We start from the raw sequence: 15849 nt of genomic DNA, 5'->3' as shown, positions 1-15849 counted from the left end.
TACCGTCGGCCTAACGAAGTCCACTATGGTTATCAACAGCCAGCCTTGGCAGCGTAGAAGAATTCACTAATTCCGCTGTCCGAAATCCCCGCAGCAGCTCAGATACCGATGCAAGAAGGATGGCCGAGACCCTGTGATTATGCCGACAAATCGGGTCCAAACAGCCCGCTGAGCAGGAGCCACGCGAAAAGGTCGGCATAACGCGAAGGTCGGCATAATCCGAGTTGTGCCGATGTCGGCACAACTCGGACAACGGAGCCGAATTCATCAACGACCATCTGCTCGCGTACTGCCACGCCCACCAGATCACCTTCACCCGGTCCAGGCCCGGGAACAAGAACGACGGCGCCCACGTGGAGCAAAAGAACTGGGCCCGGGTCCGCGAGCTCGTGGGCTACTACCGGTACGACACCGCAGCGGAACTGGAGAAACTCAACGCCATCTGGGAATTGGACGCGGTCTTCACGAACTACCTGCTGCCTCAGCAGAAACTGGTCTCGAAGGAACGATACGGCGCGAAGGTGGTCAAGAAACACGACGCCGCGCTCACCCCGCACCAGCGCGCTGCCAGCCACCCCGAGATCCGCAAACGCCCCGTGATCGCCATGAACGCCCAGTTCAAACGCCTCAAACCCGCCGCCCTGTCTCGGCAGATCCTGGCGCTCACCGGCCAGCTCGAGACTCTGGCACAAGCCAAAGCCGCACCCCGGGACTACAAGGTCAACACCTGGTTCAACCCGTCCCTGAACCGGACCTTTTCACGTGAGGCAACGACTCACCGCTCCCGGACCTATTGACATGAGGCAACAGGGGGTGTGCCGCAACTCTGGACAAACATCGTCCGTGCGCCAGGTTCCCTGCAAGTTGTTGAGCCGGTTAGGCAAGAGCCCGGTCAAGGCTAGACTGAGCCTTCGTTTACATCCTGTCCTGGATGAATTCGCCTTTCCTGAATCAATCCGCAGGTGACGCTTTCGTCTACTTCAACCGTGTATTTGCTTGGGAAGACATGAGTGACGAGGATGCCCAGTCGGCGTTCTAAAGCTGTCGGGATGACTCGCTGAACTGCTTGATCCAGCAGCCGGCTCAGATCTTGTGGGTCCCTTACGATAATGTCGACGCGGAGTATTGGGTATGAGTGTGCTGGGGTGTGAAGGCCAGGTGACATCTCGAGGCTGGGGAGGATAGGAATACTTTCCATTGAGGTCTCGCCCTTTCTGGTCCGCTTTGAGGGCAGGATGCCGTTCAATGGTCAATTGGTATTAGGGTGGCTGCGCGTGGTGGGGGCGCGCTTTTCTGCTAAGGCGTAATGCTCTGAATGATTCACCGACCAGGGACAGCTTCCGTGGCAGTGGGTTCGATCAGCTGGTTAAAAAGTGGATTTTGGCAGCACAGTGACGGTCCCGTGGCGAAAGCTACGTTTCGATAGCCACGTCGGGACCCACACTAGAGCCCAGTTGTAGGGAAAAGTCTTGTCCAAATCTGATAACCGCTGGCTTTGTCGATGTACTCGCGTGGGTGAGCGCCATCCGCTGCAAGCCACAGGCCCGAGGCATCTGGCATTGCCTCGTCCACCAAACCGCATCGGTAGAGCTTTTCATCAAGAAAGACCTGCACGGTCTCGCCGGGGAGAGACTGCCACTGGTCCGTACAATGCATGTTTTCAGGCGTGGTTTTGATGTTCACCGTTCTTTCCCTTCACGATCGTTGCGGGTTTCGTCTGCTTGTTGTCCGGCGCCTCCAGTCTGGCCGACCGAGCAAACGCCCCCTTGAAATGGGCGGGGCTTCGCAGGAATAAGTCCCTGCGAAGAGGCAGGTCCAGTCCATGGGGCTTTGGCTGAGATACCTCTTGTGATTTTCCTGACGACAACGTTGAGCCCTAGGCGAGTGCATGTGTTACTGAGGTCAGATCCCAGCCCTGCATCGCTTTTCGACGAGGATGATGTGACCGTTGCTGGCGAGTTCTTGGGCGCCGGCGGCAGGGAGGGCGAGGGTATTTCGTTGTTCTTGATCTCTTTCGGCATTGAAATGATGACTTGGCGCCACATGGAGTCGCTCCATAAATTGTCTAGCTGCCGGGCATTTCCCGCCGTCGTTCTTGGCTTCTGTAGTTTGTGCCTTCTGTATAGGCAGAGCGAGGGCGGTCGCTTAAGGGGTGAGCGACCGCCCTCGCTTTATGTTTCGAGGCGGGATTTAGCTGGGGGAGGTACGGGAAGCGGTGACCTCTGCCCGGCGATGCAGGCGTATATCCTCATCGATTGGTGCAGACTTGATGATCTGGGTGAGACGTTGGTGCCATTCGATGTCACGCCACATGCCGACGAACTGCGGGCCGCAAAAATTGCTGGTGGCCATTCCTACCCAACGGCCCTTCGAAGCGGCGTATTCGAGGCCTTTCGCTGTGAGGTCCTTGATCCAATCCCATTCCAGTCCCGGCCAGTCCTTGTAGTCCACCAGTGCCCAGCATTCGGTGATGTACAGGCCTTTGTGGGTTGCTCGTGACCAGTCGGCGATCTGATCGATCTCACGGAACAATGCAGCATCCCAGTGCGCTTTGTTGCTTTCATATTCTCTTCGGGCGTTTGCCACGACATTATCGAAGCCGATCGGATCGAAGCGTTCGAAGTTGTAGCCCACCCGCTTATGGAAGTCGCCGGTTTCAGGGTGAGACATCCAGATGTGGGGTTCCAGGACGTCGAAGGTTTCTACGTCCTGGTCCTTCCAATTGTCGAACTCATCGCTGAAGGAGTAGGTGTAATCGAGGTCGGGGTACTCGCGGCGTACGGCCTCGATAGAGTCGCGCATCCATGCTCCAACGCGGGGATCGGCGCGGCTGATCATTTCTTTGTAGGCTTCGCCCGTCTCGGGGTTTCGGATCGCCTCAAACAGATACGGTGCCCACACATCTGCCGGAAATTCATTGCACAAATCGACGTAGAGGATGGTGTCCAAAAGCCCGGCTTGATCGATGTGGCGGAGGGTGTCGATCCAGATCTGTGCCTGATCCTGGGCGGTGCGGATGTTCATGCGGGTGTTATCGCGGTCTTCGCGGTACCAGGTTGAGAGAGCGACAACGATATTGTGCCGTTTCGCTGCCCGGATAAACTCAAGCAGTTCCGGGAGGATCGTTACGTGAATTAGTGATTGTGCTCCCCAGCTTGTCTGGTTCCAAGCCGGTGGAAGTTCCCATTTACGTTCTGGATCGGCTGAGACCAGGTGTGGGTAAGCGTCGATACGGACCGCGTCGTAGCCGCGTTCTGCAAGTTCGCTGAGGGCCTGGTCCCAGTCTTCATATCCGGCTCCAGGCCAGCGGCGCTCAAGCCAGGAAAAGTCCCACATGGTAATTGCGTAGGGGCGATCGAATGGATGGCGCATCGCGCTGGATCTCCTTAGGTTTGCTTACGAAGGGTGTTTCGAAGAGATGGTGTGCTATCCCTTCAGGGCTCCCTGCATGACTCCCGATACGAGCTGCTTGCCGGCAACGATGAACAGAAGAATCAGGGGGAAGGTTGCGAAGATGGCTCCTGCAAGGATGATGGAGTAGTCCACGAAGTAGTTCGCCTGCAGAACCTTCAGCGCTACGGGCAGGGTAGGGTTCTGCGGGTTCAGAACAATGAACGGCCAGAAAAAGTTGGTCCAGGTCGCAACGAAGGTGAACAGTGCAAGCATGGTGGCCGCCGGACGGACGATGGGCAGGATAATCCGCCAGAAGGTGGTGAAGCTGCTGGCTCCGTCCACCCTCGCGGATTCAACGATTTCATCCGGTATGGTCTGCCCGACGTATTGAGTCATCCAGAACACCCCGAAAGCCGTTACCAAGCCTGGTATTATCACCGCGCCCAGGGTTCCTGTCCAACCGAAGTTGGACATCAAAATGAACAGCGGAACCACACCCAGTTGTGAGGGAACGGCGGTGGTTGCGATCACCGCGGTGAGAAGCCATTTTCTTCCCCTGAACCGCATCTTTGCGAATGCGAAGCCGGCAAGCGTGGAAAAGAACACGACTGAGGCCGCGGTGACCCCGGAAACAATGATGCTGTTGCGAAGTGCCGGCCAGAAATTGACGTTCGGGTTCTCGACGACGGATTGGACGTTCTGGACGAAGTTGCCCCCGGGGATCCAGGACATGTTCGGGTCGTTCACCGTTGTCGAATCACCGCTGCCGATCAGGAATGACCAGTACAGGGGAAAAACTGATGCCAGGACTACGAAGGACAGGAATCCATAGACCAGGAGGCTCGGCTTTCCCACGGCGCGCCGGTACCACTTGCGGCGGGACCGTGGGCGATCGTCCGGGCGCGGACTGCGTTCAGGTGCAGCGGCCCGGCTTGTTGGGGTTACGATGTTATGGCTCATTTGCGCTTTCCTTGACTGCTCGAAATGCGGCTACTGATAAACAGGTTGAGGAGTCCGATGACCACGATGATGAGGAAGAGTAGCCATGCCACGGCGGACGCGCGCCCGAAGTCCAGGTCTCGCCAGCCGAGGTTGTAGAGGTAGAGGGTGAGAGTGAGCCACTCTTTATCGGGACCACCGGTTCCGGCCAGGTCGTAGAGAAGCGCTTCATCGAAAATCTGCAGGCCGCCGATGGTCGCCGTGATAACGACAAAGATCGCGGTGGGTTTCAGTTGAGGCAGGGTAATGGAGAAGAACTGCCGAAAGGCGCCGGCTCCGTCGATCGTGGCTGCTTCGTAGTAGTCCCGGGGGATGGCCTGCATGCCTGCCAACAGGATTAGCGCGGCATACCCGGTCCATCTGAAGTTGACCATCGTGGCGATCGCAACATGGCTGGCCAGGACATCGTTGTGCCAGGCCACAGGACTCAGTCCAAAAGTACCTAGGACGTTGTTCACCAGACCGTATCGGTCCCCGAACATATTGCTGAAGATCAATGCGACTGCAACGGGCATCATCACGTAGGGCAGAAGGACCGCCATTCGCCAGAAGGTCGCGTTCCGCAAATTGCGGTCCAGTGCGGCGGCGATGACGGTGGCAATGATCAGCTGCGGCACGACCTGGATCACGAAAATGCTTAGTGTGTTGCGCAAAGCGATCCAGAAATCTCGTTCGTTCAGAACGCTCGTGAAGTTGTCCAGGCCCGCAAAATCGCCTTGTCCGCCCAGAAGGCTCCACTCGTTGAGGGAGACCCAGGCCGTATAGGCCAGCGGGAACAGTCCGACCAGCGCGAATAGAATGAAGAAGGGGAGTATGAAGATGTAAGGGGAGTACTTTACGTCCCAGCGCGCGGCCCTACTCCGCTTTTTTTTGTTCTGCTGTGTTCGCTCCTGAAGGATGGACACGCTGGCTCCTTTAATGATTTGCCAATTTGGTTTGATTACCGTGGAGGCTGGAGGCGCCAGCCTCCACGGTTTGGATTACTTCAGGGATTCGATTTCCTGAACAAATTGCTTCCAAGACTCGTCGGTGGTTTGGTTCCCACTCTGGACGCGGGAAATGGCTGAGCTTGCCGCAGCGGTGATTTGGGCGTGACGGGGACCCTTGAATGCGAAGTCTTTGATCGCTTGGGTCCTCTCGGTGAAGATTTCCCCTGTGGGCGCTCCGTTGAAGTATTCACTTGTGACTTCAGGCAGCTTGGGGGAATCGAAGGCCTGAACACGGCCGGGGAACGGACCGGCGACCTTGAAGGCTTCAATCTGCTGGGGGGCGGCTGTAAGCCAGGAAGCCAGCTGTGCCGCTTCCTCCGGATGCTTCGTCTGCTTGGGAACCGTCAGATAGGACCCACCGGCGTTACCTCCGCCATTGGGAAATACATTGGCGACGTTCCAGTTCTTTACATCCGGTGCAGCGCCCTCGATCAATCCGAGCATCCAGCTGGGGCACATCATCGTTGCGAAGTCACCACTGGCCATTCCGGTGTACCAGTCATCTGTCCACTGGTCGAATCCGGCCGAGAGCTCCGGCGCGACGGCCAGAGTTTCGCGGAAGGCTTTCTCTACTTCAGGGTTACTGGCCGCGATAAGCGTGCCGTCTTCCTTCTCGTAGGGATTAGCCATTTGCTGGATCGTGGCATCGTAGATGCTTTCGGCGGAATCGAACCATTTGGCGTCCTTGCTGCCGGCGGCGAACTTTTGGCCGACTTCGAAGTAGTGCTTCCAGTTTCCCTTAAGCAGCGCAGCAACTTCATCGGGAGCGGAGGGAAGGCCGGCCGCCTCGAGGAGGTCGCCCCTGTAGCAGATGGCAGAGGGACCAATGGCGACCCCGTAGGCGAACAGTTCGCCGTCCTCGGTTGTGACGGGTTTTTTCTGGAAGTCGACCCAGTCGCCGTATTCGGCGATGTCTTCTCCAGGAACTGGATGGAACTTGTCTGCGTACTGCCTCAGTTCGGTCGTCCAGTTGATCTCGATGGCTTCTACATCGGAGAGCCCGGACCCCGCCGCGAGTTTTGTAAAGAGATTGCTTCGTGCGGCCTCGCCATCGGCGGCGATGTTATGCGTTACGTCAATGTTCGGATGTTCGGCCTCGAACTGTTCGATCAGTTTGTCGGTGTAACCGAAGTTTCCGAACGTCGAGAGCGTCAGCTGCACTTTTCCGTTCTGATTTCCGGCGTCAGGGCTGCATCCGGACAGGACCAGCCCCAGTGCGCCGGCTGCGGCGATCGCGGTCAGGGCTGTCATTTTCTTGCGAGGGAACACTGTCACTCCTTTGTGGGCGGTGGTGAACTCAGCTGTTGAGAACGTATGCGATCAATCTACACTGGTATTACCGGCAAGGCCAGAGATGTCGCGATAAAACCTATGGCCTTTGTCCTGTTCCGTCTCGCTGCCTTACGGTCCGGTGGTTGGGCCCTGATGTGCCAATGGTGAACCGACGACCACCGAAGCCCAATCTTCGTCACTGAGAACCAACTTTTCCTCGATGTCCGGCGGCGGCGCCGCCATCTGATCGGCTGGCTGGCCTAGGACGTGTGCAGCCATCAGATGCCCGAGGCGCGCACTATGCCTTACTGATCGCCCCTGGGTGCGCCCAGCGATATAGCCAGCAGCGAAGGCGTCTCCGGCGCCAATGGGTTCGATCACGTTCACAGTGAGCGCCGGTATTGTGACAGGGCCGCCCCTGGTGTAGACGGTGACCGCGTGAGCATCGTCTTTGATGACAAGTTCGTCCGGTTCGGGGAACATGCTGCGCAGCTCTTCGGGGTCCCCTGTGTCGAACAGGGCCAGGGCCTCATCACTGCCCATGAACACTGTGTCGGAAGCTCGGATAAGGGGTGCAAGTGCAATCCGCGCCCGCTTCTTTTCGTCGTTCCACAAGGTTGGCCGCCAGTTGAGGTCGAAGCTTAAACGGAACGAACGCAAAGATCGGCTGGAGAGTCGACGGCAGAGTTCGGCTGTGGTCCCGGAGAGGGCCGGCGTGATTCCAGTAAGGTGCAGGAGGCCAATATCCGAGAGGGCGGCCGCTATAGGGGGTTCGTCCAGGAGGGACGGGGACATGGCACTTGCGGCAGACCCTGCCCTGTAATAGCGCATTCGACTCTTCGCGCCGGTCCGCTCCTTGATGTAAAGGCCGGTTTGGCGTGCGCCATCAAGGATGGTCGCCCGGGTGTTCACTCCCTGGCTGGTCAACTGCCCGAGAATATAACGCCCGAACTCGTCGTCTCCTAGACGGGAGATGAACCGGGCGTCTAGCCCCAGGCATGCGAGGTTGGCGGCCACATTCGCTTCAGCTCCTCCCACCGCGCGGGACAGCGACCCGGGTACAGAATCGTCCCCGGCCCAGAGGACCACCATCGCTTCCCCAAGGCAGGCGATCCCGCGGGACTTGTCGTACTGCATGAGTGGTCCTTCTGGTCGTGGGCTGGGGTATTGAGCTGGCTCTGTCGCCTTAGTACGGTTACGACTATAGTATGGTATTACCGGTTTGGCCACTTGTTGTTTGGACCATTCCTAACCGCCCCTTACTCCCAAGGAGAACAATGAAAATCGAGTCCGCGGAGGTATTTGTAGCCAGTCCTGGGCGCAACTACGTCACTCTGAAACTGACGACGGATACTGGGCTGACTGGTCTTGGTGACGCTACTTTGAACGGCCGGGAACTCGCTGTTGTGGCGTACCTGCAGGAGCACGTCGCGCCGCTTCTGGTCGGCCGCGATGCGCACGCGATCGAGGACACGTGGCAGTACCTGTACCGTGGCGCTTACTGGCGCCGAGGGCCGGTGACGATGGCGGCCATCGCTGCGGTGGATATGGCGTTGTGGGACATCAAGGCAAAGGCCGCGCAGATGCCGCTTTACCAACTCCTGGGTGGGCCTAGCCGCACGAAGCTCCGCGCTTATGCCCACGCGACGGGATGGTCGACCGGAGAACTGATCGCATCAGTGCAACAGCGCATTGATGAGGGGTTCACTGCCGTGCGGATACAGCCTGGCGTTCCGGGCCTCAACCGCACCTACGGGGTCAATGGTGCTGGAAGCGCACTTGGCGCCTACGAACCGGCCGCGCGCCTCGCACTTCCTGAAGAGGAGGACTGGGACACGTCGGCGTATATGCGCCACATCCCAGGGGTCTTCGGAACGGTGCGGGATAAGTTCGGCCCGGAAATCGATCTGCTGCACGATGTCCACCACCGGCTAACGCCGATCCAGGCGGCGAAACTCGGCGCAGCTCTGGAGCCTTTCAATCCGTTCTGGCTCGAAGACGTTACGCCTGCGGAAAACCAGGCAGCGTTATCCCTTGTCCGCACTCACACCACCGTCCCGCTGGCCATCGGTGAAACATTCAACTCGATTTTTGACTACCAGATCCTGATCCGGGACCAGTTGATCGACTACGTTCGCTCCGCCGTCACGCACGCCGGCGGTATCACCGCCATGCGTAAACTCGCCGACTATGCAGCTCTTTATCAGATCAAACTCGCGATCCACGGCCCCTCGGACATCTCTCCGGTGGGATTTGCCGCTGCTCTGCATCTTGATCTTGCGGTCCACAACTTCGGGATCCAGGAATACATGATGCATCCGGTCCAAGCCCGTGATGTGTTTGATGTCGACTACACCTACGCGGACGGGGCACTTTACCTCTCGGACAGCCCCGGCTTAGGCGTCCGCTATGACGAAACCGCAGCCGCCGCGTACCCCTACGAGCGCGCCTATCTCCCGGTAAATCGCCTCAAAGACGGCACGCTCCATGACTGGTGAACCCAGCGGGGGACTCAAATGCTCCGGAGAACATCCTCGATGATGTCTTCCAGCCTCACCGAGCCACCCAGGATTCCGTTGACCTTACGTCGCGCGACGCTTTCCAAGGGATATTCAAGATCCTCCCCATATAGGTCCTCCGCGAGCATGACATGTTTGAACATAGCGTTGCCGGCACCGTCGGCATCCCCTGCTTCGATCGCCTCCAGGACCACCCGATGCAACGGGGCCCCTTCCTTCGCAACGGCCTGGTCATCAAGGCTTCGGATCATCTGTTCGAACACGAGCGGAGCGATTGAGCTGAACATGATTTCAATCACCGGGTTGCCGGAAATGCGGGCGATCAGGCTATGAAACGCGATGTCGCATCGTGCACGGTCGAGCACATCACGAGTATCGTCCATGGCGTCAACGAGTATCCTCAGCCGAGCAACATCGGCATCCCCTGCACGCTCGGCGGCAAGTCTGGCAGAAAGTTCCTCAAGCATCCCGCGGACCTGAATAAGGTCGCGGGCTGTCGCCCCGCGTTGCCGCGCGAAAGAACCGACTTTGGAGGCAACGTCGAAAGATTTGGCCGCGCGGACGAACGCCCCGCGGCTTGGCCGGATCTCGATAATGCCGCGCTCCTGAAGACTTCGCAGCGCCTCGCGGACGACCGGACGGGACACACCATACTCGATGGCCAGTTCCCTCTCGGAGGCCAGCTTTGATCCGGGACTAAGTTCTCCTGCCCCAATCCGCTCCTCCAACAGATCCACCAGTTCATCAGCCGAGGGCAAGGCCTTTGGGTTAGCGAGGGATCCACTTGATGGCAAAGAGGGGCTAAGCGCATCGGGCAGGTTATCCAGAGTCATAGCAATAACAGTATCGCCTAAAGTGGTACCGGTCAGGCCGGTAACGCCACACGTGCAGTAAACCGATCCAACTGAAAGGGGACAGGAACCGATGACGACAACTCGCCCGGGAATGTCCGCCCTGCGATGGCACTCCCAAAAAGACATTCGCCTGGAAACCATCGAACGCCCGGCATCGCCAGAGGGAAGTGACCTGCTTATCCGGGTTGAAGCCGCCGGCATCTGCGGAACCGACATCGAGGAATGGCAACACGGGCCGATCAACATTGCCATGACGCCCCATCCGCTCACAGGTCGCAGCGCACCCCTGACGCTCGGACACGAGTTTTGCGGGACCGTTGTGGCCTCCGGACCCACAGCAGCCATCAAAACCGGGACCCGCGTCGCCGTCGAGGTCAACCTTTCCTGTGGCATCTGCCAACGCTGCCGGACCGGGTACACGCAACAATGTGAACAGCTTGGTTCCCTCGGCCTGCACGGGGATGGAGGGCTGGCCGACTTCGCCGTCGTGCCAGAACACATCTGTGTTCCCATCCCACCAGAGATGCCCGCCCTCGATGCAGTTCTGGCCGAGCCCCTCGCTGTTGCCATACGAGCAGTCCGTCTTTCCAACATCGCCGCAGGGGACAATGTCACGGTCCTCGGAGGCGGCACAATCGGTCAGCTCGCAGCCAGGGTGGCCAACCGGCGCGGCGCACAGGTCACCCTCATCGAACCACACGCCGCCCGCCGTACCGTGGCAGCCGCCGCCGGAATCCGCGCCATCAGCCCTGATGAAGAGACAACACCAGAAAATCACGCTCCCGCAGATGTGACCCTCGAATGCGCCGGTTACAAAGGCGCGGTAAAAGATGCCATGCGTCTTACCCGGGCTGGCGGCAGCATCGCCGTTCTGGGAGTATCCAGCCACAACCTGACCCTGAGCGCATGGGACCTGATCAAGCACGAACAACAACTGCTCGGCGTCCTATCGCACACTCTTGCCGACTTCACAGAAGCTGTGACCCTTCTATCTGAGCATCAACTCAACGTGCAGGGCATAGTCACTGGCGTTGTCCCCCTCAGCGACTCAATCGAAGGCGCCTTTACGGTCCTGCGCGACAGGCCTTCCGATCACCTGAAGATCGTCATCGTTCCGTAGCAACAAGCCAAATTCAGATCCCCACAGAATCCTCTGCCCATTCCAATTCAAGGAATCAACAATGAGCACAACTGTCACAACACCTGAAGAAACCATTGAGCGGGCAGGCGTTGTTCCTGTTGTCGTCGTCGAAGCACCACAGGCCCTGCACCTCGGCCGCGCGCTGCTGAACGGGGGCTTGCCGCTAGCAGAAATAACCTTCCGTACGGCAGGCGCTGTCCAGGCCCTCGAAATACTCGCGTCACAGCTGCCCGAGCTCCTCGTTGGTGCCGGCACTGTTCTCAATGCCCGCCAAGTCGATGACGCCGTCTCTGCAGGAGCCCGGTTCATCATCTCGCCCGGGCTCTCCGCCGAGGTCGTGCACCGCGCCCGCCACCACAACGTCCCGGTTTTTCCCGGAGTTGCGACACCCTCAGACATCATGGCCGCCCTGGACCTGAACATAACCACCATGAAATGCTTCCCGGTCAAGACTCTGGGCGGGCTGCCAGCAGTGAAAGCACTATCGGCCCCGTTTCCGCAGGTGAGATTCATCCCCACCGGCGGCATCAACGCCGAATCTGCTCCGGACTATCTGCAGCTTTCCAACGTGCTCGCCGTTGGTGGTTCCTGGATGGTGGACCCCGCGCTTATCGCTGCCGGGGACTGGAACGAAATCACCCGCCGCAGCCTTGAAGCGGCCGCGCTGACCGGAAAGGCCCGCAGCAAGGCATGAACCCCACCACCAAGGAAACGACCACCTTATGGATCGGGACCTACCCCGATAACGCGCCTGCCGGGAGCGGTGAAGGGATCTGGCATGTCAATTTGGACCTCCGCACCGGAGAGCTTTCCGGCCAGCACCTGGCCATAACCACTCCCGCCCCGTCGTTCCTGGCACAGCACCCCAACGGGCATGCACTCTATGCCGTCAATGAGACTGAAGTAGGCGAGGTGTCAGCCTTCGCGATATCAGCTTCCCACGACGGGCCGCCCACCCTGGTGCCCTATGGACCGCAACCGACGCAACCCACCAACGGCTCCTATCCCTGCCACATCGTAGCCCGGCACGATTCACTCTGGATCGCGAACTACGGCAACGGAACCTTCACTTCAATCCCGCTCAACCAGCACGCGGAAATGAACGGAGCACCACAATCATTCACACATCACGGGCAAGGGCCCAACCGCACGCGACAGGAAGGATCCCACGCCCACTTCGTCGACGAAGTAGATGGCACCGCTTGGGTAACAGATCTGGGCACGGACGAGATACGCCGCTACCGACTGTTCCCAGACCATCTCGAACCAGACGGCATAGCCGCAACCTTGCCACGCGGATCAGGCCCAAGGCACTTCGTCACCTACACCACCGGGATCATCACCGTAACTGAATTGGACTGCGCACTACACGTCCTCAACCGGGACACTGACGGCTCGTTCCGTGTCACGGCGACATTCCCAGCCACCAAGGTAGACGCCGGCAACCCGCTAAACCTTCCCTCCCATATCGCGCGTAACGAAGACGGCAGCCGCGTTTACACAGCCATACGAGGTACGGATACCCTCTCCGTCTTCGCCGTTGCACACAACGACGGACTACTCACCACGGAACCCCTTGCAGAGTTTCCCACCGGAGGAAGCTGGCCACGCCACTTCGCCGTCATCCCCAGCGCGGACAACCACGCGGACTTCATCATCACCGCAAATCAATACTCATCGAACCTGACGGTCCTGCGCATCGACCGCAAAACCGGAGCGGGCCAACTCTTGGATAGCATCGAAATACCCGCCCCAGCATGCGTGCTCCACTCCAGCCGAGGATGACCCAGCAGGCGACCACAAGGTCGGTGTTTTGTCGGTGCGGACTCGCGGTAGCCGTCGCAGGTCGGCCCATACACGCAGACCACCTAGGTAAAGCATCCTGCGCAGGAATCTTTAGCACCGCCCAAGGCCAACGCCAGCGCCGTAGGCGCACTGGGTTTGAGCGCACGCGCAGAACCGCGAAGGAGTTCTGGCTTTCGGCCACTACTTTGAAGCCGTGGATCGCCATCAGCGAGAGCGCTCACTGCAAAGAGAACCACTGGCATCCTCATCGGAGACACTCAGAATGACGGCAGCGTCCGCCGCAGCCTACACGTACTACAAATCACTGCAGCACAAGAGGAAGCGCTCCCGAAGAAGGGACACTTCGTCGTCGTCTTGGAATGGGCTAGAACCGGCTGTCCGGCATGGCAGAGTAGACACAGTCGATTGAGGGAGGAACCCGTGCCTAGTTCGGGAACAGCTAGCAGCATGTCAAACCCCGATCCAAAGGACACGGGTGGGGGTCCCAATGGCGGGGCAACTACCGAAGTACCTGAAATCACTTTCGATGAACAGTTCTATCCGGCCCGTCCCAAGGCACTGAGGCCGGTGGCGCGCCGCCGTCAGTACTTTGCCAATGCACCCTCCTTGGAATTCGACGGTCGGAACAAGACGTACGTGGAGTGGCTGCGAAACCAGTCAATGCTTGGAGATGCAGACGTCCTTGCCCGGCAGCTTTCGGGTCAGGCGAGTATGTGGCAACACTCCTTCGCGCACCCCAACCCCAGGGCAGCCGTCGAACGGGCGTCAGTCTGGTTTACTGCCTACCCGCTGTCCTTTGTGACCACGCCTGGGCAGTCGTTTCTGGCGGCGTTGGGTGACCCAGCGTTATGGCAGGCATTTCGGGAGATAGGAGTTCGGGCTCTTCATACGGGTCCGGTAAAGAAAGCCGGAGGCCTTCGCGGGTGGGCGGAGACACCGAGCGTGGATGGTCATTTTGACCGCATCAGCATGGCCATCGATCCGCTCTTCGGCTCGGAAGAAGAGTTTCGACGGATGTGCGAGGTGGCCGCCGAATTTGGCGGCACCATCATCGATGACATCGTTCCGGGGCACACTGGTAAGGGCCCAGACTTTCGGCTGGCCGAGATGAACTACCGCGATTACCCGGGCATCTATCACATGATAGATATTCCGGAATCAGACTGGCATCTCCTTCCGGCCGTTCCGGAGGGGGAGGACTCCGTCAACCTCAGCCCGGACGCTGAGTTGGCTCTGCAACAAGCTGGTTACATCATTGGCAGGCTGCAGCGGGTCATTTTCTATGAGCCTGGTGTCAAAGAAACTAACTGGAGTGCGACGGGCCCGATTGTTGATACAACAGGTCAAACGCGCCGCTGGGTATACCTCCACTACTTCAAGGCCGGACAGCCATCCATTAATTGGCTGGATCCCACGTTCTCGGGTATGCGTTTAGTCGTAGGTGACGCGCTGCATTCGCTCCTTGATTTGGGGACAGGCGCTCTCCGGCTAGATGCAAACGGCTTTCTTGGTGTGGAAAAAAGCGCAGAGGAACAGCCTGGGTGGTCCGAGGGGCATCCCCTGTCCGAGGCTGCGAATCAGCTGATTGGCAGCATGGTCCGCAAGGTCGGGGGTTTCTCTTTTCAGGAACTCAATCTCACCATCGACGACATCAAGGCCACGTCAGAAACAGGTCCGGATCTGTCCTATGACTTCATCACCCGGCCGGGTTACCATCATGCGCTCGTCACTGAGGACACTGAGTTTCTGCGCCTGACACTCCGTTTGGCCATGGAAATCGGAGTGGACCAGGCGTCACTGGTTCACGCGCTACAGAACCATGATGAACTCACGTACGAACTCGTCCACTTTGCAACACGGCATAAGGATGACGTGTTCCAGTTGGGTGGTTCCGACCTGACCGGTGCCGAACTGGCCGAGCAGGTCCAGACCACGTTGCGGGATAGGCTAACGGGAGAGAACGGGCCATACAATGCGGTGTTCACGACGAACGGCATTGCGTGCACGACAGTCAGCGTCATCATGGCAGCTCTGGGCATCAAGGACCAGGCCTCGCTCACGCCCGGAATAATCGAGAAAGTGCGCGGCGCGCACCTACTCCTGGCCATGTATAACGCGCTACAACCCGGAGTTTTTGCGCTCTCGGGTTGGGACATGAGCGGCATGACCACCTTGGACATGGACCAGGTCAAAGAGCTCACGTCCCAAGGTGATACTAGATGGATTAACAGAGGCGCCCACGATCTCATGGGGACAAACCCTGGGGCCCTTACCTCGGCCGCGGGAATGCCCCTATCACGCAGTCTCTATGGTCCGCTGCCGGAGCAGCTCAAGGACGAAAACTCCTTTGCACGAGGACTCCAGAAAATTCTGACCGTACGCGAGACATGGGGCATAGCGACCAGTGTGCTTTTGGATGTTCCTGATGTCTCCCATCGGGGTCTGCTCGTGATGGTGCACCGGCTTGAGTCAGGAACGATTCAGGTAACAGTTCTGAACTTTTCGGGTGAAAGTATCGCCGGCAGCGTCAATTCCCAGCATCTTGAGCCAGGCGCAGTCGTCCGCGATCTCTTCACCGACGAAACCGTCGGCGCTGTGGATGATTTGCACAGCTTTTTCATCGGGCTGGACGCTTACGAAGGCACAGCGCTTCTCATAGAAGAACCCGAAAGACCAGCCGCGCAAGGGTAGATCCGGAGCGCGGACGCGCACTTAAGCACAGGGAGGCTCCGTCCGGCAACCAGAGGGTTGCGGACGGAGCCGTCCAATCGGATCGCAAGGGGTTCCATCCCTGAGTTACTGTCCGCGGTTTGTGTCGCGTACAAAGTCCTGTGCCACCGCAGATGTCTGTGCCGCGCACCTACGTAAGGCTCCCC

The 15849-nt window shown here is 58.8% G+C and carries 13 protein-coding genes; 6 read left to right on the top strand and 7 right to left on the bottom strand.

Annotated features, from left to right (window positions below; all coding sequences use genetic code 11):
• Nucleotides 1-224: 224 nt before the first annotated feature.
• Nucleotides 225-797, top strand: a complete 573-nt coding sequence (locus NG698_RS19470; protein ID WP_252611801.1) for a hypothetical protein — start codon at nucleotides 225-227, stop codon at nucleotides 795-797.
• A 646-nt stretch (nucleotides 798-1443) separates the two neighbouring features.
• Here the strand turns inward: NG698_RS19470 and NG698_RS19465 are convergent.
• The 6 genes from NG698_RS19465 to NG698_RS19440 form a co-directional block, all read right to left on the bottom strand.
• Nucleotides 1444-1683 (bottom strand): hypothetical protein, encoded by a 240-nt coding sequence (locus NG698_RS19465; protein ID WP_252611798.1) that lies wholly within the window; start codon nucleotides 1681-1683, stop codon nucleotides 1444-1446.
• A gap of 507 nt (nucleotides 1684-2190) precedes the next feature.
• Entirely contained in the window at nucleotides 2191-3372 is a 1182-nt protein-coding gene (locus tag NG698_RS19460) for a cellulase-like family protein (RefSeq protein WP_252611797.1), read from the bottom strand.
• A 54-nt stretch (nucleotides 3373-3426) separates the two neighbouring features.
• A complete protein-coding gene (locus NG698_RS19455) occupies nucleotides 3427-4353 on the bottom strand; it encodes a carbohydrate ABC transporter permease (protein ID WP_252611795.1) in 927 nt (308 codons plus the stop codon).
• Entirely contained in the window at nucleotides 4350-5297 is a 948-nt protein-coding gene (locus tag NG698_RS19450; RefSeq protein WP_252611794.1) for a carbohydrate ABC transporter permease, read from the bottom strand. Before NG698_RS19450 ends, NG698_RS19455 begins: the two co-directional genes overlap by 4 nt.
• 75 nt (nucleotides 5298-5372) lie before the next feature.
• A complete protein-coding gene (locus tag NG698_RS19445) occupies nucleotides 5373-6650 on the bottom strand; it encodes an ABC transporter substrate-binding protein (protein ID WP_252611792.1) in 1278 nt (425 codons plus the stop codon).
• Nucleotides 6651-6782: 132 nt separating this feature from the next.
• On the bottom strand, nucleotides 6783-7790 hold the full coding sequence (locus tag NG698_RS19440) for a sugar kinase (protein WP_252611790.1): 1008 nt from the start codon (nucleotides 7788-7790) through the stop codon (nucleotides 6783-6785).
• A 140-nt stretch (nucleotides 7791-7930) separates the two neighbouring features.
• Here NG698_RS19440 and manD point away from each other — a divergent pair, with 140 nt between their 5' ends.
• Nucleotides 7931-9151: a D-mannonate dehydratase ManD gene (gene manD / locus NG698_RS19435; RefSeq protein ID WP_252611788.1), complete on the top strand. Its 1221-nt coding sequence runs from the start codon at nucleotides 7931-7933 to the stop codon at nucleotides 9149-9151.
• A gap of 14 nt (nucleotides 9152-9165) precedes the next feature.
• Here manD and NG698_RS19430 read toward each other — a convergent pair whose 3' ends face one another.
• Entirely contained in the window at nucleotides 9166-10005 is an 840-nt protein-coding gene (locus NG698_RS19430; protein ID WP_252611787.1) for a FadR/GntR family transcriptional regulator, read from the bottom strand.
• A 91-nt stretch (nucleotides 10006-10096) separates the two neighbouring features.
• Here NG698_RS19430 and NG698_RS19425 point away from each other — a divergent pair, with 91 nt between their 5' ends.
• The 4 genes from NG698_RS19425 to treS all read left to right on the top strand — a co-directional run bounded on the left by NG698_RS19425 (nucleotide 10097) and on the right by treS (nucleotide 15664).
• Nucleotides 10097-11146: an alcohol dehydrogenase catalytic domain-containing protein gene (locus NG698_RS19425; RefSeq protein WP_252611784.1), complete on the top strand. Its 1050-nt coding sequence runs from the start codon at nucleotides 10097-10099 to the stop codon at nucleotides 11144-11146.
• 61 nt (nucleotides 11147-11207) lie between these two features.
• Entirely contained in the window at nucleotides 11208-11861 is a 654-nt protein-coding gene (eda, locus tag NG698_RS19420; protein ID WP_252611783.1) for a bifunctional 4-hydroxy-2-oxoglutarate aldolase/2-dehydro-3-deoxy-phosphogluconate aldolase, read from the top strand.
• Nucleotides 11858-12952: a lactonase family protein gene (locus NG698_RS19415; RefSeq protein WP_252611781.1), complete on the top strand. Its 1095-nt coding sequence runs from the start codon at nucleotides 11858-11860 to the stop codon at nucleotides 12950-12952. Before eda ends, NG698_RS19415 begins: the two co-directional genes overlap by 4 nt.
• A gap of 468 nt (nucleotides 12953-13420) precedes the next feature.
• Nucleotides 13421-15664 carry a maltose alpha-D-glucosyltransferase gene (treS, locus tag NG698_RS19410; RefSeq protein ID WP_252611779.1) on the top strand — a complete coding sequence of 748 codons (2244 nt, stop codon included), beginning with the start codon at nucleotides 13421-13423 and terminating at the stop codon, nucleotides 15662-15664.
• Nucleotides 15665-15849 lie beyond the last annotated feature (185 nt).

This window comes from Pseudarthrobacter raffinosi, from assembly GCF_023913735.1.
Lineage (GTDB): Bacteria > Actinomycetota > Actinomycetes > Actinomycetales > Micrococcaceae > Arthrobacter > Arthrobacter raffinosi.
The sequence above is the reverse complement of the archived record's forward strand: the minus strand, read 5'-3'. Positions and strand labels throughout refer to the sequence as shown.